23 protein-coding genes are annotated in these 21,041 nt (G+C 39.9%); 10 read left to right on the plus strand and 13 right to left on the minus strand.

The window, feature by feature from the left end; all coding sequences use genetic code 11:
• Window positions 1–24: 24 nt before the first annotated feature.
• Complete coding sequence (locus ACSLUF_RS16305) at window positions 25–561, plus strand: DUF1569 domain-containing protein (protein ID WP_435623724.1); 537 nt, start codon at window positions 25–27, stop codon at window positions 559–561.
• Between the two features lie 53 nt (window positions 562–614).
• On the opposite strand, the gene rpmA is transcribed toward ACSLUF_RS16305, so the two are convergent.
• The 3 genes from rpmA to ACSLUF_RS16320 form a co-directional block, all read right to left on the minus strand.
• Window positions 615–875 (minus strand): 50S ribosomal protein L27, encoded by a 261-nt coding sequence (gene rpmA, locus ACSLUF_RS16310; protein WP_435623725.1) that lies wholly within the window; start codon window positions 873–875, stop codon window positions 615–617.
• Window positions 876–902: 27 nt separating this feature from the next.
• Entirely contained in the window at window positions 903–1,436 is a 534-nt protein-coding gene (gene rplU, locus ACSLUF_RS16315) for a 50S ribosomal protein L21 (RefSeq protein ID WP_435623726.1), read from the minus strand.
• A 101-nt stretch (window positions 1,437–1,537) separates the two neighbouring features.
• A complete protein-coding gene (locus tag ACSLUF_RS16320) occupies window positions 1,538–1,984 on the minus strand; it encodes a DUF4199 domain-containing protein (protein ID WP_435623727.1) in 447 nt (148 codons plus the stop codon).
• A 179-nt stretch (window positions 1,985–2,163) separates the two neighbouring features.
• Here ACSLUF_RS16320 and ACSLUF_RS16325 point away from each other — a divergent pair, with 179 nt between their 5' ends.
• The 5 genes from ACSLUF_RS16325 to ACSLUF_RS16345 all read left to right on the plus strand — a co-directional run bounded on the left by ACSLUF_RS16325 (window position 2,164) and on the right by ACSLUF_RS16345 (window position 7,668).
• Window positions 2,164–3,486 (plus strand): M16 family metallopeptidase, encoded by a 1,323-nt coding sequence (locus ACSLUF_RS16325; RefSeq protein ID WP_435623728.1) that lies wholly within the window; start codon window positions 2,164–2,166, stop codon window positions 3,484–3,486.
• Window positions 3,487–3,496: 10 nt separating this feature from the next.
• A complete protein-coding gene (locus tag ACSLUF_RS16330; RefSeq protein WP_435623729.1) occupies window positions 3,497–5,569 on the plus strand; it encodes a M16 family metallopeptidase in 2,073 nt (690 codons plus the stop codon).
• 122 nt (window positions 5,570–5,691) lie between these two features.
• Window positions 5,692–6,066: a hypothetical protein gene (locus ACSLUF_RS16335; RefSeq protein ID WP_435623730.1), complete on the plus strand. Its 375-nt coding sequence runs from the start codon at window positions 5,692–5,694 to the stop codon at window positions 6,064–6,066.
• Between the two features lie 94 nt (window positions 6,067–6,160).
• Window positions 6,161–7,180: a transporter gene (locus ACSLUF_RS16340; RefSeq protein WP_435623731.1), complete on the plus strand. Its 1,020-nt coding sequence runs from the start codon at window positions 6,161–6,163 to the stop codon at window positions 7,178–7,180.
• Window positions 7,181–7,248: 68 nt separating this feature from the next.
• Entirely contained in the window at window positions 7,249–7,668 is a 420-nt protein-coding gene (locus ACSLUF_RS16345; protein ID WP_435623732.1) for a hypothetical protein, read from the plus strand.
• On the opposite strand, the gene gldD is transcribed toward ACSLUF_RS16345, so the two are convergent.
• From gldD to mutY, 4 genes are read right to left on the minus strand one after another with little or no spacing between them, the layout of a single operon-like run.
• Window positions 7,669–8,229: a gliding motility lipoprotein GldD gene (gldD, locus tag ACSLUF_RS16350; RefSeq protein ID WP_435623733.1), complete on the minus strand. Its 561-nt coding sequence runs from the start codon at window positions 8,227–8,229 to the stop codon at window positions 7,669–7,671.
• The gene (gene gldE / locus ACSLUF_RS16355; protein WP_435623734.1) at window positions 8,219–9,547 is read right to left on the minus strand and encodes a gliding motility-associated protein GldE; all 1,329 of its coding nucleotides are present in this window, start codon (window positions 9,545–9,547) and stop codon (window positions 8,219–8,221) included. The genes gldD and gldE overlap by 11 nt, the downstream gene beginning before the upstream one ends.
• A gap of 23 nt (window positions 9,548–9,570) precedes the next feature.
• Window positions 9,571–10,026, minus strand: a complete 456-nt coding sequence (locus ACSLUF_RS16360) for a single-stranded DNA-binding protein (protein WP_435623735.1) — start codon at window positions 10,024–10,026, stop codon at window positions 9,571–9,573.
• A 23-nt stretch (window positions 10,027–10,049) separates the two neighbouring features.
• Window positions 10,050–11,087: an A/G-specific adenine glycosylase gene (gene mutY, locus ACSLUF_RS16365; RefSeq protein ID WP_435623736.1), complete on the minus strand. Its 1,038-nt coding sequence runs from the start codon at window positions 11,085–11,087 to the stop codon at window positions 10,050–10,052.
• Window positions 11,088–11,207: 120 nt separating this feature from the next.
• Between mutY and ACSLUF_RS16370 the strand changes: the two genes are divergently transcribed.
• The 3 genes from ACSLUF_RS16370 to ACSLUF_RS16380 all read left to right on the plus strand — a co-directional run bounded on the left by ACSLUF_RS16370 (window position 11,208) and on the right by ACSLUF_RS16380 (window position 13,846).
• The gene (locus ACSLUF_RS16370; protein ID WP_106143570.1) at window positions 11,208–11,498 is read left to right on the plus strand and encodes an HU family DNA-binding protein; all 291 of its coding nucleotides are present in this window, start codon (window positions 11,208–11,210) and stop codon (window positions 11,496–11,498) included.
• A gap of 273 nt (window positions 11,499–11,771) precedes the next feature.
• A complete protein-coding gene (locus ACSLUF_RS16375) occupies window positions 11,772–13,319 on the plus strand; it encodes an Rne/Rng family ribonuclease (RefSeq protein ID WP_435623737.1) in 1,548 nt (515 codons plus the stop codon).
• A gap of 53 nt (window positions 13,320–13,372) precedes the next feature.
• Entirely contained in the window at window positions 13,373–13,846 is a 474-nt protein-coding gene (locus ACSLUF_RS16380; protein WP_435623738.1) for a regulatory protein RecX, read from the plus strand.
• A gap of 3 nt (window positions 13,847–13,849) precedes the next feature.
• On the opposite strand, the gene ACSLUF_RS16385 is transcribed toward ACSLUF_RS16380, so the two are convergent.
• The 5 genes from ACSLUF_RS16385 to ACSLUF_RS16405 form a co-directional block, all read right to left on the minus strand.
• Window positions 13,850–14,719: a cupin-like domain-containing protein gene (locus ACSLUF_RS16385; protein WP_435623739.1), complete on the minus strand. Its 870-nt coding sequence runs from the start codon at window positions 14,717–14,719 to the stop codon at window positions 13,850–13,852.
• A gap of 60 nt (window positions 14,720–14,779) precedes the next feature.
• Window positions 14,780–15,880, minus strand: coding sequence for a biotin synthase BioB (gene bioB / locus ACSLUF_RS16390; protein WP_435623740.1), 1,101 nt, complete (start codon window positions 15,878–15,880; stop codon window positions 14,780–14,782).
• Window positions 15,881–16,002: 122 nt separating this feature from the next.
• The gene (locus ACSLUF_RS16395; protein WP_435623741.1) at window positions 16,003–17,430 is read right to left on the minus strand and encodes a flotillin family protein; all 1,428 of its coding nucleotides are present in this window, start codon (window positions 17,428–17,430) and stop codon (window positions 16,003–16,005) included.
• Window positions 17,431–17,434: 4 nt separating this feature from the next.
• Window positions 17,435–18,013: a hypothetical protein gene (locus ACSLUF_RS16400; protein ID WP_435623742.1), complete on the minus strand. Its 579-nt coding sequence runs from the start codon at window positions 18,011–18,013 to the stop codon at window positions 17,435–17,437.
• 64 nt (window positions 18,014–18,077) lie between these two features.
• A complete protein-coding gene (locus ACSLUF_RS16405) occupies window positions 18,078–19,232 on the minus strand; it encodes a beta-ketoacyl synthase N-terminal-like domain-containing protein (RefSeq protein WP_435625849.1) in 1,155 nt (384 codons plus the stop codon).
• A 65-nt stretch (window positions 19,233–19,297) separates the two neighbouring features.
• Here ACSLUF_RS16405 and ACSLUF_RS16410 point away from each other — a divergent pair, with 65 nt between their 5' ends.
• Window positions 19,298–19,711 (plus strand): cytochrome c oxidase assembly factor Coa1 family protein, encoded by a 414-nt coding sequence (locus ACSLUF_RS16410; RefSeq protein WP_435623743.1) that lies wholly within the window; start codon window positions 19,298–19,300, stop codon window positions 19,709–19,711.
• An 11-nt stretch (window positions 19,712–19,722) separates the two neighbouring features.
• On the opposite strand, the gene bioA is transcribed toward ACSLUF_RS16410, so the two are convergent.
• Window positions 19,723–21,009 carry an adenosylmethionine--8-amino-7-oxononanoate transaminase gene (gene bioA, locus ACSLUF_RS16415; protein WP_435623744.1) on the minus strand — a complete coding sequence of 429 codons (1,287 nt, stop codon included), beginning with the start codon at window positions 21,007–21,009 and terminating at the stop codon, window positions 19,723–19,725.
• Window positions 21,010–21,041: the final 32 nt, after the last annotated feature.

Here is a 21,041-nt window from a genome sequence, read left to right on the forward strand (position 1 = left end):
GGGGTTGGAAAACCGCATAGACCCATGAAAAGAATCGCTATTATTTTGTTAGCTTTAGCTTTCGTTTTACTCGGAATAGCTTTGGCACGCAACTCAGAAACCAGCACAGATTTTATGGATGACCAAATTGGGATGCTTGAATCCCATATCCTTAAAAGGGATGCTTCCAATCCCAAGGTTTCCAAAGTGGATGTAGCATGGCATATAGACCATTCCTTAAAGACCATCAACCGTATTTACGAGGCGTTGGAAAATTCAAATCCCGAGGACTTTGAACCTAATTTCAGTTTTTCCCGGCTTTGCATTTTTGCATGGGGCGATTTTCCAAGGGGTGTGGCTAAAGCTCCAAAAACGGTTAGGCCTCCAGATGTTATCCTGACCGAGGACCTTTATTTGCAACTTCAGGAAGCCAAAGAAAATCTGGTTAAACTAGAAAGTTTGGATGAAAAAGCACATTTTGAACATCCGTATTTCAATGCCATTAATAGAGATCAGACCAAGCGTTTTTTAAAGATTCATACCGGTCACCATTTAAAGATTATCAAAGACATATTAAAATAGCATAAAAAAGCCCGCTTGAAGAAGCGGGCTTTCTATTTTTTCAATATCTATTTCTAGGCTTCGAAAGGATCTACAGAAACGTAAGATTTCCCTCCCGCTTTCTTATCAAATCGAACAATACCATCAACTTTAGCATGTAAGCTATGGTCCTTCCCGGCATAAACATTATCCCCTGGATTGTGTTTTGTACCGCGTTGTCTAACGATAATGTTTCCTGCAACGGCAGCTTGACCTCCAAAAATTTTAACGCCCAAGCGTTTCGATTCTGATTCTCTACCGTTTTTCGAACTACCTACACCTTTTTTATGTGCCATGATGTTTCTTTTTTAGTTCTTATTCCTTTATTTACTCAAAGCTTCGATAAGCTCTGCTTTCTTCATGGATGAAATTCCTGTGATACCTGCTGCCTTGGCCAACTCTTTCAATTCTGCTACTGTCTTGGAGCTTAAATCCTCAGTAGCTTTAGCTTTTGGAGCTTCTTTCTTTGGGGCTGGAGCTGCCGCTTCTTTTTTCGCAACTGGCTTTTCAGCTTTTGCTTTAGCAGGAGCCGCTTTCTTAGCACCTTTGGCAACTATACTTTCAACTACAATCTCAGTCAAGGATTGTCTGTGTCCGTTCTTTTTGCGGTATCCCTTTCTTCTTTTCTTTTTGAAGACAATTACCTTGTCTCCTTTCAGGTGCTTTACAACTTTAGCTTCTACAGCTGCACCTTCTATGACCGGGGCGCCTACAGTTACGTTACCATTGTCATCCAAAAGAAGTACTTTGTCAAAAGTGACTTTTTTACCTTCTTCGGTTTGCAAACGGTGCACGTACACTTTTTGGTCTTTCGCAACTTTGAATTGCTGCCCTGCCATTTCTACTATTGCGTACATAATGCGTTAATTTGAATTTATTACACTGCTAAATTGGATTTAGCGGGTGCAAATATACTCCTAAATCCTTAATTCACAAGCATAATTCAGTTCAATTACCTCTATTTTTTAGGGTTGTTGGATGTTTTGAATAATTGCATAAAGGAAAGCGTTAGGACCAAAGTGGTGGCAAAACCCATAATGGCCACCGTGAAAAACACAATTCCTTCAAAATTTGCATAGTCTTTGGACCATGCTTGGGAGAGTTCAGTCAGAAAATCTGAGTTTAATTCAGTGGAGTAAAACGCAAAGAAAATAGTAAACAACAAAGTCGCCACAAATCCCATAGTGATTCCAGCGGTAAATCCTTTTCCGTAGTTGAACTCCTTCCCTAACCTCAGCTTGGTGTATTTTATGGTTTCATAAATCCCAAATCCTGTAATCACACCATTAAAAAGACTAAAAAATACATTGGTGTGTTTTCCCATAAGGGAAAGAATCAAGAAATAGGCCATTAAGATGCCACTGGTCACAATACCAAAACGAATGGGCAAGGTTAGATTTTTCATATTGCTGCTTTTTTGGATGGGTATATAATTTACTGAATGTTTGGGAATTAATAAGGGAATTAATCAAAAACTCCCCATTTAAACCATTAAATTCCTTATGATTAGTCCTATCTTCGTGTAACATGTTGGGCAAAATTGTGTCTAACCCAGCATGACATTTTAACTCTTAAATTATGAAAATGAAAAGAACACTTTTTTTAGGTCTTTTCGTGCTTGGATTTGGAGGCTTCTTGACGGCTCAAGAGGTTGCTTTTGAAGAGTATGATTTACCTAATGGACTTCATGTAATTCTTCATCAAGAAAATGGAGCACCAGTAGTAACCACTTCCGTGATGTACCATGTTGGAGGTAAGGATAGAACAGAGGGCCGCACAGGTTTTGCGCACTTTTTTGAACACCTCCTTTTTGAAGGAACCAAGAATATAGAAAGAGGCAAATGGTTTGAAATTGTATCCTCCAATGGAGGTCGAAACAATGCCAATACCTCTCAGGATAGAACGTATTATTATGAGGTATTCCCATCAAACAACCTGCAATTGGGACTTTGGATGGAATCTGAAAGAATGCTTCATCCCGTAATTGATCAAAAAGGTATTGATACGCAGCAAGAAGTGGTGAAGGAAGAGAAGCGTTTGCGATATGACAATTCACCCTATGGTCAATTTTTGGCCGTTTTGGGTAAAAACCTTTTCGAAGTTCACCCATACAAAGACCCGAACATCGGGTATATGAAGGATATAGACGCTGCCACCCTAGAGGACGTAACAGCCTATAACAAAAAATACTATGTGCCCAATAATGCGGTCTTGGTAGTTGCAGGTGATTTCCAAATGGAAGAAACCAAAAAAATGATAGAAGACTATTTTGGCCCCATTCCAAGAGGAGCAGATGTCGTAAGAAACTATCCCAAGGAAACACCTATAACTGAACAAAGGGTTGCCAAAGCATATGATGCAAACATTCAAATTCCAGCAATAGGATTGGCCTATAGAACTCCAGGATTCAAGGAAAGAGATGCTTATGTTTTGGATATGATTTCTACTTATTTAAGTGATGGAAGAAGTTCCAAATTGTATAAGAAGATGGTTGATGACCAAAAACAAGCCCTACAGGTAGGAGCATTCAACATTGGCCAAGAGGACTATGGAATGTATTTGGTTTTCGCACTTCCCGTAGGCGAGACCAGTTTGGAAGTACTTCAGACCGAAATGGAAGAGGAGGTCACTAAAGTCAGGGATGAGCTTATTTCCGAAAAAGATTACCAAAAACTGCAGAATAAATTCGAGAATGATTTTGTGAATGCGAACTCCAGCGTAGAGGGTATTGCAAATTCCTTGGCTCGTTATCATATGCTTTACGGAGATACCAATTTGATTAACAAGGAAATTGATATTTATCGCTCCGTAACCCGTGAGGAAATCAAAGAGGTCGCCAATAAATATCTGAAGCCCAATCAAAGTGTGATTATCAATTATTTACCTGGAGATAAAAATGAATACTAAGACCAGAACAATGAAAAATTATATAGTTATACTACTGACTGCCCTTTTTACTCTAGGGTTAAATGCGCAGATTGATAGAAGCAAACAACCAGAACCTGGACCAGCTCCGAAAATAAATTTGGACAAACCCAATTCTTTTGAGTTGATGAATGGTTTGAAGGTAATGGTGGTTGAAAATCATAAACTACCACGAGTACGTATTCAGCTTGAAATTGACAATCCTCCTGTTTTGGAAGGTGACAAAGCTGGTGTCCAAAGCTTGACGGGTTCTCTTTTGGGCCAAGGTTCCACCAACATTTCAAAAGACGATTTCAATGAGGAAGTTGACTTTTTAGGAGCAACAATAAACATTGGGGCGCAAGGAGCCTTTGCCAGCAGTTTGTCTAAGTATTTTCCAAGAATTTTGGAGTTAATGGCCGATGCCGCCCTAAATCCAAATTTCACTGAAGAAGAATTTGAAAAGGAAAAGAACATCCTTTTGACTAGTTTAAAATCAGAGGAAAAAGACGTTTCAGCAATTTCCAGAAGGGTACAACTGGCCTTGGGGTATGGTAAAAGTAATCCTGATGGCGAGTTTGTTACTGAAGAGACTGTAAACAATGTAAGCTTGGCCGATGTGCAACAATTTTATAGAAAGAACTTTGTGCCGGCCAATGCCTATTTAATCGTTATTGGGGATGTTCAATTTGAGGAAGCTCAGGAATTGATTACGGAGGCATTTACTCCATGGACCAAAGCCACTCCTCCTTCCTTGAGCTATACAAAACCTCAAGATGCGCAATACACACAAATCAACTTTGTAGATGTTCCAAACGCAGTTCAGTCAGAAGTTACAGTACAAAACTTGATTGAACTTCAGATGAAGGATGAAGACTATCTATCTGCTCTTATTGCCAACCAAATTCTTGGTGGTGGTGGAGAAGGCAGACTATTTCTAAATCTACGGGAAGATAAAGGGTATACCTATGGTTCCTATTCGAACATCAGAAACGACAGATTTGGGCCAACACGATTCAATGCCTTTGCCCAAGTACGAAATCAAGTAACGGATAGTTCCGTGGTTGAAATTTTGAAGGAAATAGACCGAATTATGAAGGAGCCCGTTTCTGAAAAGGAATTGAAAAATACCAAGGCCAAATATTCAGGTCGTTTTGTAATGGCATTGGAACAACCAGAAACTGTTGCCAATTATGCCTTGAATATTGAAAAAGAAGGTCTACCCGCTGATTTTTATGAAACTTACTTGGAACGAATCAATGCAGTTTCCGTTGACGATGTTCAAAAGGCTGCCCAAAAGTATTTTTCAATTGACAACGCTAGGATAGTTGTTGCCGGTAAGGGAAGTGATGTAATTGAGAATTTGGAAAAAGTAGAATTTAATGGGAAAAAAGTTCCGGTGCTTTACTATGACAAATTCGCCAACAAGACCGAAAAACCGAATTATGAAGCTGCCATTCCAGAGGGGGTAACGGCAGAGGCTATTCTGCAAAACTATATTGCCGCCATAGGTGGAAAGGAAAAATTGGAAGGAGTAGAATCTTACGCCATGTTTGCTGAAGCACAAATGCAAGGTCTAACCTTGGAATTGGAACTAAAAAAGACTTCACAAGACCAGTTTATGCAAAACATAAAAGTTGCTGGAAATTCAATGCAAAAGCAAGTCTTGGATGGTGATAAGGGCTATATGGTAGCACAAGGGCAACGTAAAGATTTATCCGAAGAAGAAATCCAAAAGATAAAGGAAGAATCCGCCGCTTTTCCTGAATTAAATTATTTGGTCGCGGGAGGTATTAGTCTGGAAGGCATTGAAGCTGTGGGCGATAAAAAAGCCTATAAACTCAAAATAACTGATAGTAAATCTGCTTTTTATGATGTAGAAACCGGATTAAAGCTTCAGGAAGTTGACATTCAAGAAGTACAAGGACAGCAAATCAGCCAAACCTTGGTACTTTCAGATTATCAAGAAGTATCTGGTATTAAGTTTCCTTTTAAATTATCACAAAGTGCCGGACCACAAACTTTTGATTTTATCGTTAAGGAAATCAAAGTAAATGACGGTGTGACCCCAGCGGATTTTGAATAGAATATTCTTTTAAGACAAGGAAAAGGCGCCTACTTGGGCGTCTTTTTTTGTTTCCCTAAACCCAATTTCTTCTGGTTTATTCTACCGCCCTACTTTACCTTTGTAACACTTAACTTATTTCCTTGAAGCGGAGCATAGTATTTACATTTATATTCCTGTATTTGGTGGCAATGGCCAGACCTATTCTGCCTTTGATGGAGTATGTGGTATACGAAGACTATATCGCAGAATTTCTTTGTATCAATAAGGATAACAAAGAACTTGAGTGTCACGGAAAATGTTATTTAATGCAAAGAATTCAGGAACAAAACGATGAAAAACAGGAAAATCTTCCCAAAATAGTTATGGAAGAATATCCAATCGGATTTGTTCAGTTGCTCAACTTCTCCTCCAGCACCATCCCAACGATTAATCCATGTGCAAGCTTTAATTATGTAAACCCGTATAGTTATCTATTCGTTTCGGAAAGCTTTCATCCGCCAAGTGTTTATTGTTAATTCTTACAATTCGCGCCAAGTAAGGAGAGTTTTAAAAGATTCTCTTCAAATCAATTGGCTTTAATCAAACAATAACACTTTTACAAACAAAACAATGAAACATTATATATCCATCATTGTAATGGTGGCTACCCTGTCATTTTATGCGCAGGAAACAAATGATAATACCCCAAGATGGTCCGCTGGAAGACCAAATGGGCATGCACCAATACCCATAATGGGTGACCATATGCACGGGAAAGGAGAATGGATGTTCTCCTATCGCTATATGTATATGAATATGGAAGACCTAAAACAAGGAAGCAATGATGCTACTTTAGATGATGCTTTAGCTCAAACTATGGTTACTCCAACAGAAATGCCGATGAATATGCATATGCTAGGTGCTATGTACGCTCCCAGTGATAACTTGACACTAATGGTGATGTTCAATTATCTCTCCATGGAAATGGACCATATTACTCGAATGGGTGGCACATTCACTACAGAAGCAAATGGCTTTGGTGATATTCAAATTTCAGGATTGTACCGATTTTTTAATGAAAATCAACAAACCTTGCATGGCCAGTTGGGCTTTTCTATTCCAACAGGAAGTATCACTGAAAGTGGTGTTACTCCCGCCTCGGCTCCGAATGAGGTGGAATTGCCCTACCCTATGCAAATAGGAAGTGGTACCTTCGATACCAATTTGGCCCTTACCTTTTTGGGACAAGGCGAAATCAATTCATGGGGTGTCCAACTTCGTGGAATTTTCCGATTTGGGGAAAATGACAGGGAATACCGCTATGGCAACCGATACAGTTTGAACAATTGGTTTGCCCTAAAAGCGGCAAATTGGCTAAGTTTTTCCGCACGTCTCGAAGGACTTATAGTGGATGAAATTGAAGGAGAAGACCCAAACCTCAATCCTATGATGGTGATTACCGCTGATACTGCCAATTCCGGTGGAACCTTTGTGAATGGTGGACTTGGTTTCAATATTTACATACCGTCCGGGGCATTAAAAAACCTACGTGTAGGCTTTGAAGTGGCCTCACCTATTTATCAAGATGTCAACGGAATCCAACTAAGAACCCGGGAAACTATCACTTTAGGCACTCAATATTCATTTTAAATACATCTCCCGTGGGGCACTGCCTGTGTCCCACGGGAATATATAGTACTTTTGAAAAAACAGACCACATGAAAAAGGTTCACATAATCGTATTCCTATTTTTAATTGCGCTCTTTGCTTGCAAGGAGCAAAAAAAGACTCCCGAAGGCCCTACACAGATGGAGGAAGTGATGGCCATTCATGATGAAGTAATGCCCAAAATGGGCAAACTTGGAAAATTGGTGGGAGAGCTTAAGGAAAAAATTGACACTACCGAAACGGGAAAACAATATGAGTCCGCTATGAAGGACTTACAGGAAGCCAACAAGTCCATGATGGACTGGATGATGAACTTTGGTGAACGGTTTAATTCCGATGAAATCTTGGAAGGAAAAGCGTTGACCGAACAAAAACAGCTATGGCTCAATGAAGAGGAAGAAAAGGTAAAGAAACTAAAGGAGCAAATCAACGGAAGCATAGCGAGAGCTGAAGCCCTTTTGAAGGAATAACTATCTCTCCCATTGAAGACTTTCCATAATCCTTCTTATATCTTTTTGCAGGTAAATGGCAGCTGGTAGGATGGAATCGTAATTGGGCTTAGCATAAAAGTACAAGGAGCCAGTCACAAAATGATTGGTACTATCCGTTACATAAAATTGGGATTGGGAAGCTGCGTTTCCACTTACTTCGTAAAACATCCCATAAACGTTTTCCTCCCTATTTACATATTCTTTGGGTGCAATGCCATCAGCTTTTACCACATGTTCGTACGTTAGTTTTTGGGCATCAACCAGAAGCTCCCTGATATTGCCATCTACCTTCTTGTAGGTAATAAAAATGGATCCTTTCATGGTTGGATAATCCAGCACCAATGAACAATCTTTATTTTCCTTGATAAAGGAAATGTTGTTTTTGTCGAAAGAAAAGACACAACTCTCATCCAACCTCTGATAAGAAGCCGAAGGATAATCCAATCGCAACATGGCCTTGGGCTTTGGAAGCACGTCACTTTTACAGCCGTAAAAGGCCATAAAGGCAAAAGTCGTGTAAACAAACCATTTAATTTTCATTGGGCAATGTAACCTTAATTCGTTTTAAGCGCTTTTTATCCAAACTTTCGACTATAAACTGATAATTTTTAAAGAGCACTTTTTCTCCTCTTTTTGGGAAACTTCCAGAAATTTCCAGGACAAAACCAGCTATGGTCTCGGATTCTCCTTTATTTTCCTCAAACTCCTCCTCATTTTCAATTTTTACCACACGATAAAAATCTTTTAGAGTGGTTTTCCCATCAAAGACATAATTATACTCATCCAATTTAGAAAAAATCAAATCCTCATCATCAAACTCATCACTGATATCTCCCACAATTTCTTCAATTATATCTTCTAGCGTTACGATACCAGATGTGCCTCCATATTCATCCACCACTACGGCCAAATGATTCTTCTTTTCTTGAAATTCCAGCAAAAGGTCATCCAACTTCTTGTTTTCAGGAACAAAATAAGGCTTCCGTATCAGGGACATCCAATTGAAGCTTTTCCGTTCCAAATAGGGCAACAAATCTTTAACGTATAACACCCCGAGCACATTATCCATGCTTTCCGAAAAAACAGGAATTCGAGAATATCCGTTCTTCTTTATCTCCTCAATTACCTCTGGAAACTTCATCTCTTCGTTTAAAGCGAAAATATCTATCCGAGGTCGCATAACTTGTTTGGTATCCGTATTTCCAAAAGTTACTATCCCTTCCAAAATCTTTTTTTCTTCCTTGGTGGTATCCCCTTCGGAGGCGAGTTCTAGAGCCTGTGATAAGTGGTCCACTCCAAAGTTGGATTTTTTCCTTCCCAATTTATCTTGTAAAAAAACGGTTGCCGAGCTCATAGGAGAACTAAACGGGGTCAAAACCGCGCTGAGCAAGCGCAAGGGTCTTGACATAAGTTGTGAGAACTGTTTTTTGTTCCGATTCGCATAGATTTTAGGGAGAATCTCCCCAAACATTAGGATTAGAAAGGTAGCCAGAATCACTTCCAACAAGAATCTGACCGAAACTATTCCAAAAAGTGTTTCGTCCATTTGCGCGAAGAGTGTATTGCCTATCGAACTAAACAACAATACAATACCAATGTTTATGGCATTGTTCGCAATAAGAATGGTAGCCAATAACTTTTTGGGATTATCCAAAAGTCCGCCAATTACCTCTCCACTAGACTCGTCCTCGTCACCAAGTTCTGTCAAATCAGTCTGGGAAAGACCAAATAATGCGACTTCTGCTCCGGAAATAAGCGCAGAAAAGCACAACAAAATCAAAAGCACTATGACTTTAACAATAAAAATACCGCTTAAAGCGAACAAAGGAATGGACAAACAATACGGGTCAGGGTCCAAATCAATAGTGTTTATATCGTATTCTAGAAGGGTAAATCATCATCTTCGCCTGCCACCTCATCAATTGCTGGTGCACTGGGTTGGGTTGGTTGTACTGGAGCACTTGTGGCTGTAGGTTGGGAAGCGGTGGTCATACCTTCTTTCTTGGTGGAAAGGAAAGTAAAGTCCTGTACATGGACTTCAGTGGTATACCGTGTATTTCCATCCTCTCCTTGCCATTGTCTATTCTTCAATCTTCCTTCTAAATAGACTTTGTCTCCCTTGCTCAAATATTTTTCACAGATTTCCGCAGCCTTATTTCGAACCACAATATTGTGCCAATCCGTATTGGTTACTTTTTCACCTGTCTGTCTATTGGTGTATGTTTCATTTGTGGCCAAAGGAAAGCGTGCTATGCAATTTCCTCCCTCGAAATAATGGATTTTTACCTCATCACCAAGATGGCCAATCAGCATCACTTTGTTTAATGTTCCGCTCATAACTTTCTAATTGGTCAAAGGTACTAAATTTTAAAAGTCTTAATAAAGTCCGCGATTAAAACGGGTACGGCAAAAGTACTGATATCCTTCCAAGGAATTCCACCCTTTATCTCCTCTGAAAGCCTCAGAATCCAGAATTGAGTATGTAAATGTTGATGGGAAAGTTTATGGATTACAGCCGTTTCATTAAAAAGGGTCAGAGAATCTAAATGTTTTCCGTATGTGCTTTGTTTCACTTCTTTTAATATCATGTCTTCGCTTGCCGCACCTTCCGTTTCAAACAAGGGAAACTGATATAAATTCTGCCAAATTCCTTTTCCTGTCCGCTTCTCCATAAGCGTATTTTGATTGGAATCCAGAACAACTAGATAATTAAAATAACGGTGTTTCAATTTTACCTTCCCTAATTTCACCGGAAGCTCTTGCACTTTATTCTCTTTAAGGGCCACACAACCATGGTTTAAAGGACACAAAAGGCAATAGGGTTTTTTTGGCGCACATTGAATGGCTCCAAATTCCATGATTCCCTGATTGTAATCCCGAATATTGTCTTTATTCATCACCTCCCTTGCCAGTTCCTTAAAGTATTTGGCTCCTTTTGTTGAATTTATGGGAAGTGCGACACCAAAATATCTGGATAGCACCCTATATACATTCCCATCTACAACTGGTTCAGGAATATCAAAACAAATGGAGGCAATAGCACTAGCGGTATAATCTCCTACCCCTTTGAGCTTTTTTAACCCTTCGTATGAAGTTGGGAACTCCCCTTCAAAATCAGCAACAACCATCTTAGCTGTGGCATGCAGGTTTCTTGCTCTTGAATAGTACCCAAGTCCCTGCCATAACTTTAGAACTTTTTCCTCTGAAGCGTTGGCCAAATCATAGACTGTAGGGAAGGCTTCCACGAACTTAAAATAGTAAGGTGTTCCCTGAACTACTCGAGTCTGTTGCAGAATTATCTCTGAAAGCCAAATTTTATAGGGGTCTCTTGTATTTCTCCATGGTAGTTCTCTTTTGTTTTCGCTGTACCATTTCAAAACTTTTTCAGAAAAGTGCATCAAAAAATAATAAGTCTTAAAAGTAGTGGTTTATATACTTAAAATTAAAGGCATTAAGGGAAAGATTAATTTAAATTTTTATATTTGCAAGCCTAAAAAATTAGAAAATAAAATAACGAAATGACGAAAGCGGATATCGTAACTAGAATCTCGGAGAAACTAGGTATGGAAAAAGGAGATGTACAAGCAACTGTTGAATCTTTTATGGAAGAGGTAAAATCGTCTCTAGAAAATGGCGATAATGTATACCTAAGAGGTTTTGGGAGTTTTGTCATTAAGACAAGAGCGGAAAAAACAGGTAGAAATATCTCCAAGAACACTACTATCAAAATTCCAGCCCATAATATTCCTGCCTTTAAACCTGCCAAAGTTTTTGTTGAAGGTGTTAAAAGCAACGTTCAAGTAAAATAATTCAACTAACACTAAAGGAAAAGCTATATGCCGAGTGGTAAAAAGAGAAAAAGACATAAGGTAGCTACCCACAAGCGCAAGAAGCGCAGGAGAGCAAACCGACACAAGAAAAAGTAGTTGTTGCAACTACTTTTTCATTTTACATACATACGTTCTTTGACATAGAGATTCACTAAAGAAGAATTTCAATCGGTTTAAGAAAAACCGATTCTAAATATTGTTTAATCATTTGTTCCACAAACTTCACGTTGGAATAAATTAAAATCGATTCATGTGAATAGAGAATTAATCGTTAGATCTAGTTCTGAAGCAGTCGATTTTGCCTTACTAAAAGATGGAAAACTCATTGAACTTCATAAGGATGAGGACGACAACAACTTTTCCGTTGGGGATATCTTCCTAGCCAAGATAAGAAAACCCGTCACCGGACTTAATGCGGCTTTCGTAAACGTAGGTTATGAGAAAGATGCCTTTCTGCATTATCATGACCTCGGCCCGCAATTATCATCCATGCTTAAGTTCATCAAAAAAGTTAGAACAGGGAAGCTCAGAGATTATACCCTGAAAGATTTTCCATTTGAAAAAGATATTGACAAGAATGGCAGCATCAACGATGTAATTAAAGCCAATCAGTCACTCTTGGTACAAATTGTAAAAGAACCTATTTCCACCAAAGGACCAAGAATAAGTTCCGAGCTTTCATTAGCAGGACGTTACTTGGTTATGGTTCCCTTTTCCGACCGTGTTTCCGTATCTCAAAAGATTGGAAGCAAAGAAGAAAAAGATAGGTTAATCCGTCTGGTTAAAAGCATCAAGCCGAAAGGGTTTGGTGTCATTATCCGTACCGTTGCAGAAGGTAAAAAAGTTGCTGAACTGGACAAAGATCTTCAGAATTTGCTGACCAAATGGTCAGAGATGTGCAAGAAACTGCAGAAAGCTCCCCATCCATCGAAAGTTTTGATAGAGCTAAATCGAGCTTCATCCATCCTTAGGGATGTCTTTAATGATTCCTTTACTGGGATACATGTGGATGATGAGACTTTGTATAATCAAATCAAAGATTATTTGCACGAGATTGCACCTCAAAAAGAATCCATAGTTAAACTATATTCTGGATCAGCTCCCATTTTTGAAAAGTTTGGGATAGAGCGTCAAATTAAAACTTCTTTTGGGAAGACGGCATCCATGAGCAAAGGTGCTTACTTGGTAATTGAACATACCGAAGCACTCCACGTGATTGATGTAAACAGTGGAAACCGTTCCAATAAGGCAAAGAATCAAGAAGATACTGCTTTGGAAGTTAACCTTTTAGCTGCTTCCGAAATAGCAAGACAACTTCGCCTTAGGGATATGGGAGGAATCATAGTAGTTGATTTCATTGATATGACCAAGGGAGACCACAGAAGAAAGCTTTTTGATCACCTTAGGGATGAAATGAAGGATGACCGTGCAAAACACAAAATTTTGCCACCCAGTAAATTTGGCTTGGTTCAAATTACACGTCAACGTGTTCGCCCAGAAATGAACATCAAGACGAGTGAGGAAAACCCAAATGGCTCAGGGAAAGAAGTTGAAGCGCCAATCATGTTGATTGACAAAATCAATGCTGATTTGGAACGCATTCTGAGCGGCAACAGAAAACATAGTGATATTGTATTGAATATCCATCCGTTTATTGCTGCCTATTTGACCAAAGGATATCCATCCATTAGATTCAAATGGTGGTTGGACCACAAAAAATGGATTAAGATTCAACCAAGGGATGCTTACACCTATCTTGAATATAGATTCAAAAACAAGGAAGGAAGAACCATCCGATAACACAAAGCGACTTCAGTAATGGGGTCGCTTTTTTGTTTTTGTACTTTTAGCAAATGAACCCACATGTGCATTATTCGGTAAATGAAGCCCGACAAAAAATGGAACGATACTGTGCGTATCAAGAGCGTTGTCATAAAGAGGTGGCCAATAAGTTAAAGGAAATGCGCATGATTCCAGAAGCTGTCGATAGCATTCTGGCCCATCTCATCCAAGAAAATTATTTAAATGAAGAACGCTTTGCCAAAAGCTACGCTCGAGGAAAATTCAACATAAAAAAATGGGGTAAAAGCCGAATCAAAAATGAGTTAAAACTCAGGGACATCTCTAAGTACAACATTCAGCTCGCCCTAAAAGAAATTGATGAGGAAGATTACTTTACTACACTGGACTTGTTGGCGAAAAAAAGATTATCACAACTTTCAGAATCCAACAAAGCGAGAAAAAGAAAAAAGCTAGCCGATTATCTACTGTATAGAGGGTGGGAAAGTCAATTGGTCTATGAAAAAGTCATGGAGCTAACCAAATGACATCTACTTTTGAATGGCCAAAGGTCGCGTTCTTCTTATGGCTTCTTCATTTTTCCAATCAATCCATTTTTGCCCTTTCCATCTGCGCATCATATTGTCAAAATGACGCATAAAGAAAATATTGTATACCGCCTTTCCAAAATTCCTGGGCTTACGGGCTATGGCCCTAAGACTCATGGAAAAACCAGGACTTATGTACTTCATGTGATGCCAATATCCTTCCGGGATATACAACACATTTCCATGCTCTAACTGAGCAATATGCCCTTTCGCGTTTTTTAGAGCCGGCCATTTATCCAAATCCGGATTCGCAAAATCGATATCCTCCCTTGTAATCAAGGAGTGAGGTATTTTATACAGGAATTTGGTCTCAGATTGAGGAAACAGGATGCACTGTTTTTTTCCTTCAAAATGGAAATGGAAAATATTGGCCAAATCAATATCGTAATGCATAAACGTATGCGAGTCACTCCCTCCAAAGAAAAGCATGGGCAACCCTTTCATTAAACGGAGGCCAAAATCAGGATATTTATAATCTTTTTGAAGTTGGGGAATTTCTTTAATTACGTTCCAGAGAAAAATCCGGTACTTGGTGGGTTTGCTTTTGAGAAGCGCGATATAATCCTTCATCTTCATTTTAGCATGTGGCTCGTTAAAACCTTCATCATGCTTTACAGGTCTGTCATCATATAGCGGCACTTCTTTTTCGCCAGCAATTTCTGACATATAATCCAAACTCCATTTGGTATACGCTGGCCAGTCCTCAATGAAGTTTTCGATGACTACTGGCTTCTGTGGCTTAAAATACTTTTGAAGAAACTCTTTCTTTGAAAGCGTTTTTTCTCGAGGGATTTGTTCAAGGTTAAGCTCCAAAATTTCAATGAGTTTGAAACTACAAAATTAATAAAAGGTTTTTAAACCCTTTTTCAGGCTTTATTCCTTGGTCGCCAATTTTGACTTTTCCTTAGCCAGTTCATTTCTTTCAATGGTATGGCCTGGACGGGTCCATTTCGGTTTTTCTCCCAAGGATTCATATGCAGAATCTTCGGCCTCTACCGTTTTAGGCTGTGAAATCTTGGTAAATGGCTTTTGAGGGTTCAGCCCCAACATTTTGAACATTTCCATATCCTCATTTACATCGGGATTCGGAGTGGTCAGTAATTTGTCGCCGGCAAAAATCGAATTGGCTCCAGCGAAAAAGCACATCGCCTGTCCTTCACGACTCATTTCAGTTCGCCCGGCAGAAAGTCGTACTTGGGTTTCTGGCATTACAATTCTAGTTGTTGCTACCATCCGAATCATCTCCCAAATCTCGACAGGCTTTTCATCTTCCATTGGAGTCCCTTCCACAGCTACCAATGCATTGATGGGTACAGATTCGGGTTGAGGGCTTAGGGTGGCTAGGGCCACCAACATACCTGCTCTATCTTCAGCTGATTCCCCCATTCCAATAATTCCACCGCTACAAACCGTCACATTCGTTTTTCTAACATTCTCAATAGTTTCTAAACGGTCTTCATATCCCCTGGTGGAAATCACTTCTTTATAATACTCTTCGGAGGTGTCCAAGTTATGGTTGTAAGCATAAAGTCCAGCTTCCGCCAACCTTTTGGCTTGATTCTCAGTGACCATCCCTAAGGTGCAGCACACCTCCATATCCAATTTATTGATAGTTCGGACCATCTCCAATACTTGGTCAAATTCAGGTCCATCCTTTACGTTACGCCAAGCCGCTCCCATGCAAACTCGAGAACTTCCAGAAGACTTTGCTCGCAAGGCCTGCGCCTTGACCTGCTGAACCGACATCAAATCATTCCCTTCAATGTCTGTATGGTACCTTGCAGCCTGTGGGCAATACCCACAATCCTCTGGGCAACCCCCTGTTTTGATGGATAACAAAGTGGATACTTGAACCGTATTGGGGTCATGAAATTCACGATGCACCGTTGCCGCCTCATATAGCAATTCCATCAAGGGTTTATTGTAAATTTCAAGGATTTCCTTCTTGGTCCAGTTGTTTCTTATTACACTCATATTTCTTGGATGTGGAGACAAAAATAGGTCTTATTCTTAAACCAAGATAAGATAGATGTCAGGAAAAGAAAAAGGCCTATAGTTAAAACTACAAGCCCTCTTCCTATTAAACCAACTAAATTCTACGTTTTATCCTTTTCCGAGGATTCATCAGTTTCCTTTGTATTGGATGGTTTTTCCACATCCTTTCCTTTTAAGTATTCTGGCAATTGCATTCCTGCCATGTCGAACATTTCCTGTAAAGGTGGAACCGATTTATACATTCCCGATATGAAATTGGCGGTGGAGTTTTTTCCATCTTCGGATTTAGCTCCTGAATCCCACACGGTCACTTTATCTATCTTAATATTTTTAATAGCCTCAGCTTGCTTTTCTACCAATTCTGGAAGCTTATCGGCAATCAATAACAATACGGCGTCTTTGGGGTCATTCCCAGCGGCCTGAACGATTTTATCAAGACCTTCCGCTTGCTTGGTTAAAACTTCAAAGATTCCCTTAGCCTCTGCTTCGGCTTTGAATAAAATAGCATCTGCCTCACCTTTTGCTTTTCTACGAATCATTTCAGCTTCGGCTTCGGCCTCAATTTCTACTTTTTGCTTATCAATTTCAGCAGGAACCACCACATCTGCAGTCTGTGAACTTCTTTCACGTTCTGCCCTCGCCATTTCCGCATCTTTTTCAGCAGCATAGGACTCTTCCAAAGCTTTTGCCGCCTGGACTTTTTCTGCAGCAGCTGCAGTACGCTCCGCTTCGGCTTCACGTTGTCTTCTTAAGGAATCCGAATTGGCAATGTCAATTTTAGCGACATTCTCTCCTTCTACGGCTTTTGCATTAGCTGCAGCGACCTGAGTTCTTTCATCCTGCAAGGCATTGGCTTCACCAATGGAACCATCCCTGTTTTTTTCCGCAACGGACTTTCTGGCTGCGTTTATCGCGTGGGCAGCAGCCTCTTTACCCAATGCTTCAATATAACCGGACTCGTCTACGATATCCGTGATGTTCACGTTGATGAGCTTTAGACCTACCTTTTTAAGCTCAGACTCAACGCTTTGCGAAATATTGGTCAAAAATTTATCCCTATCGGAATTGATTTCTTCAATATCCATGGAAGCCACAACCAAACGCAGCTGACCAAAAATGATTTCCTTGGCCAATTCTTGAACTTCTGTCATTCCTAAACCAAGTAGCCTTTCAGCGGCATTCTGCATCACTCCAGGTTCGGTGGAAATACCAATGGTAAAACGAGAAGGAACATTTACCCGAATGTTCTGTCTACTCAAAGCATTGGTCAAATCAACCTCAATAGAGATTGGGGTAAGATCTAGGAATTCGTAATCCTGGATTACGGGCCAAATAAACGCAGCCCCACCATGAATACATTTGGCTGAATTACCAGACCCCACTTTTCCGTAGACCACCAAAATCCTATCTGAAGGACATCTCTTATACCTTCGGATAAATGAAATTATGATGATAAAGAAAAAGAGGATGGCAAAGCCAATGGCGAGAAGTGAAGCTCCTCCGCCCAATTGTAAGGGTAGTATTAGCATATGGTTATTTATTTAAGAGTTTAACAATTAAAATTCCGTTGTCGGTAACCTCTTTTACTTTGATGACGTTACCTTGCTTTAAATCGATTTCTTCGTCCGTAAGGGCTTCTAGTTCGCGTAGCGTTCCCTGGACGTTCACACTCACTTTTCCTATACTAGACCGATTGGCGCCGATGGTAAGATATACCTCTCCAATTTGCCCCATGGCATTCTTCAATTTTAAAGTGCCACTGCTTTGAAGTTTGGCCAAATAATAGAATAAAGAGGCCATGGCGAACATCATCAAGAGTCCGCAGATAACGGATACCAATATAGTTGCTCCGGTTGAAAGGCCATTATCCATACAGGCAATTCCAGACCATCCAAAAATGGTAAAGAATCCGACAAGGTTCTTGAACGAAAGGAATTGGAAACCAATTCCAGTATCACCGTCAATGTCCATATCTACATCGCCACTTACATCTTCAACATCCCCACCAACAAACGTCATAATCATAAGTATGGTGAATATGATAGAACCTACAACGGCTACTATCCAATATACCTTTTCAAAAAGTGTGAGTGCTGTAAACCAGTCTTCCATAGTTTAAAGTATTAGGTTATTGTTTAGGTATTAAGATAAGGCTTTAGCTTAAACCTTTTCCATATTATTTGGAAAGAAGTACGGACACTGCATTGCCCCCAAAACCTACCGCGTTCACCATGATTTTCTCCATGGGTTTTGACGGCGTTTTCTGTTGCGCAAAAGGGACTTGTAAATATTCTTGGTGTTGAAGCATCAGTATAGCCATTTCCACACTGAGCATTCCCGAAGCTCCGAAAGTATGTCCTACTTTCCATTTATTGGTAGTCAAAAACGGAGTTTTGTTACAAAAAACTTTTTGAATAGCCTTGTATTCTGACAAATCACCTTTTATCGTGCCTGGGGCATGTAGCACAATTACATCTACCTCATCAGGTGATATCCCATTCAAAGCCATCTCCATGGAATCCTGAAAACATTGGGCATCGGTAGAAATAGAAACATTATGTGTCAAAGGTTCTGTGGCATATCCTATCCCTTCAATTTTTGCCAATCGTTTGGCTTGTACTCCTTGTTCTAAACAGGCCATGGACGCTCCTTCTCCTAAAACCATGGAATTTGTTTTCTTTTCCAAATCCAATGCACGGCAAGGGTATGGTGCTTCCAATCGCGAATAAATCTTTAAAGCTTGTATTTGTGCAATGGTAAATAAGGTAAGCGGAGCTTCGCTGCCCCCTATTAAAAACTTATCTGTCATTCCGCTTTGAATCCATGCCACTCCATTCAATATGGCATGAAGGGCTGTGGAACAAGTTATGGAATGTGATATGGTTGGACCATTGGATTTAAGGTCATGTGCGACCCATGATGAAATGTTTCCCAAGGTTGTCGTTGGGGACGCTAAGGTGGAAACATTGCCTTTTTCCAAGAACTCGTGGTAATAGCTCTCAAATAGTGAGGTGGCACCTCTCGAGGATCCTATATTGATGCCAAAATTGCTGTTCTCGCTCCAACCCGCATCTGCAATCGCCTTTCTTGCCGTTTGGATGGCAAATAAAACGGAATCATCCAGAGCTTGATATTTGGCATCCGAATTTCTAAGGTCCGCTATTTCTCTCTTTTGATTTTCGCTAAGCTCTGAAACCCATACCTTTTTGCCATTAATGTTTTTTTGGGCAAATCCATGGGTTGTTTCTTGATACGAATCCCAAATCTCAGAAGGATTACTCCCCAAAGAAGATATTGATGAAAGCGCGGTTATGGAAATTGGTTTCTTCAACACTGAATCTAATTCGGGCAAAAATAAAAGTTCTTATCTTCATAAAACAGATAAACTTGAGAACAATGAACAACGAACTGGTACCCCAACCTAGTTGGTGGAAAAGAAATTGGAAATGGGTTGTACCAGTAGGAGGTTGTCTCACGCTTATCATTATCTGTATTGTGTTCTTTGCCTCACTCTTTTTTGGGGTGACTAGGCTGATGGAAGATTCGCAACCCTATGAATATGCCTTTGAGCTGATAAACAACGATGAACAATTAGTTGATTTATTGGGCACCCCTATTGAAAAAGTGGGTATGGTGCAAGGCAATATCAGTTGGAAAAATGGGAAAAAAGAGGCTCAGATGGTCATCCCTATTGAAGGTCCAAAGGATTCCGGTACGCTTTATATTGATGCCTATGGTGAAGGTGATACGTGGAATTATCGAGAAATACGCGTTGAAATAAGCGATGCCTCAGTAAACCTTCTGGAGTAATTTTTCATTTTTTAAACTATTTCAAGTACCCCCTCTATTGCCCAATAAATGCGTTGCAATTGCTCATCGGCAATTACGTAGGGGGGTAAAGTATAGATGGTATTTCCTAAGGGCCGAAGATTGACCCCTTGGTCCATAAAAAACTGATACAATGTATCTCGAAGTGAACCATAACGGTTAGTCTCTACAGCCAAATCCAATGCAAAAATTACGCCCATACTTCTAGCATCCTTCACACTTGGGTGCGATTTTATTTTGCTTACGAATTGTTCATGTTGCAGAGTAATATATGCTCTTCTTTCCATGATTTCATCTGAATTCAATAGCTCGATACTGGCCAAAGCTGCTGCACAACCTAGAGGATGCGCGCTATACGTATGCGCATGGAAAAACCCTTTGGAAACCTCATCGCTCAAAAAGGCGTCAAAAACAGCTTGGGTACAACTGGTAATGCTTAAAGGAAACATACCTGCAGTAAGTGCCTTACTCAAACAAATAATATCTGGAGCATGGGTCAAGTTTTCTGAAGCAAAGTTTTTCCCTGTTTTTCCAAAACCAGTCATAATTTCATCTGCTATGCAGAGAACCCCTTCTTTTTGACATTTGCCAATCATTTGGCTTAGTCCCTCAGCAGAATGGAACTTCATTCCAGCCGCTCCCTGAACCAAAGGTTCAAAAACAAAGGCAGAGCATTGATTTTCAGAAAGAATTGTATCCAAAAGTTCCAGAACCTCTGTTGAGTTTTCTTCGGTTGGTACGGGAATACGAATCACTTTTAATAGAAAATCTTCAAACGGTCCATTATAGCTTGATATTCCCGATGCGGACATGGCACCGAAGGTATCCCCGTGAAATCCATCTTCAAAAGCAATGATGGTATCTCTTTTTTCACCTTTATTGTGATGGTATTGAATAGCCATTTTAATGGCGGCTTCAATTGCAGTTGAACCATTGTCATTGAAAAAAATCTTCACCTGATTGCCAGGAAGAATTTCAATCAATTTTTCAGATAATTCTACTGCAGGAGCATGGGTAAACCCACTGAACATGACAAAATCCAAATTTTTCATCTGCCGGGTCATAGCCTCCACTATATTTGGGTGACAGTGTCCATACATGGCCGTATACCAAGAAGCGATCCCGTCGATATAACTTTTCCCCTCCTCATCCCAGACCAGTGCTCCTTCCGCTTTTACTATTCCTAAAGGGGGATGGGCGGTCTTGTGTTGGGTAAGCGGGTGCCATATATGGGTTTTGTCCCTATCGACTAATTTTTCCAAGGCTACCGGATTTTTCAAACCTTCATTTTTCTATCTTGCAAAGATGACAA

This window comes from Flagellimonas sp. (genome assembly GCF_965601775.1).
Taxonomy (GTDB): Bacteria; Bacteroidota; Bacteroidia; order Flavobacteriales; family Flavobacteriaceae; genus Flagellimonas.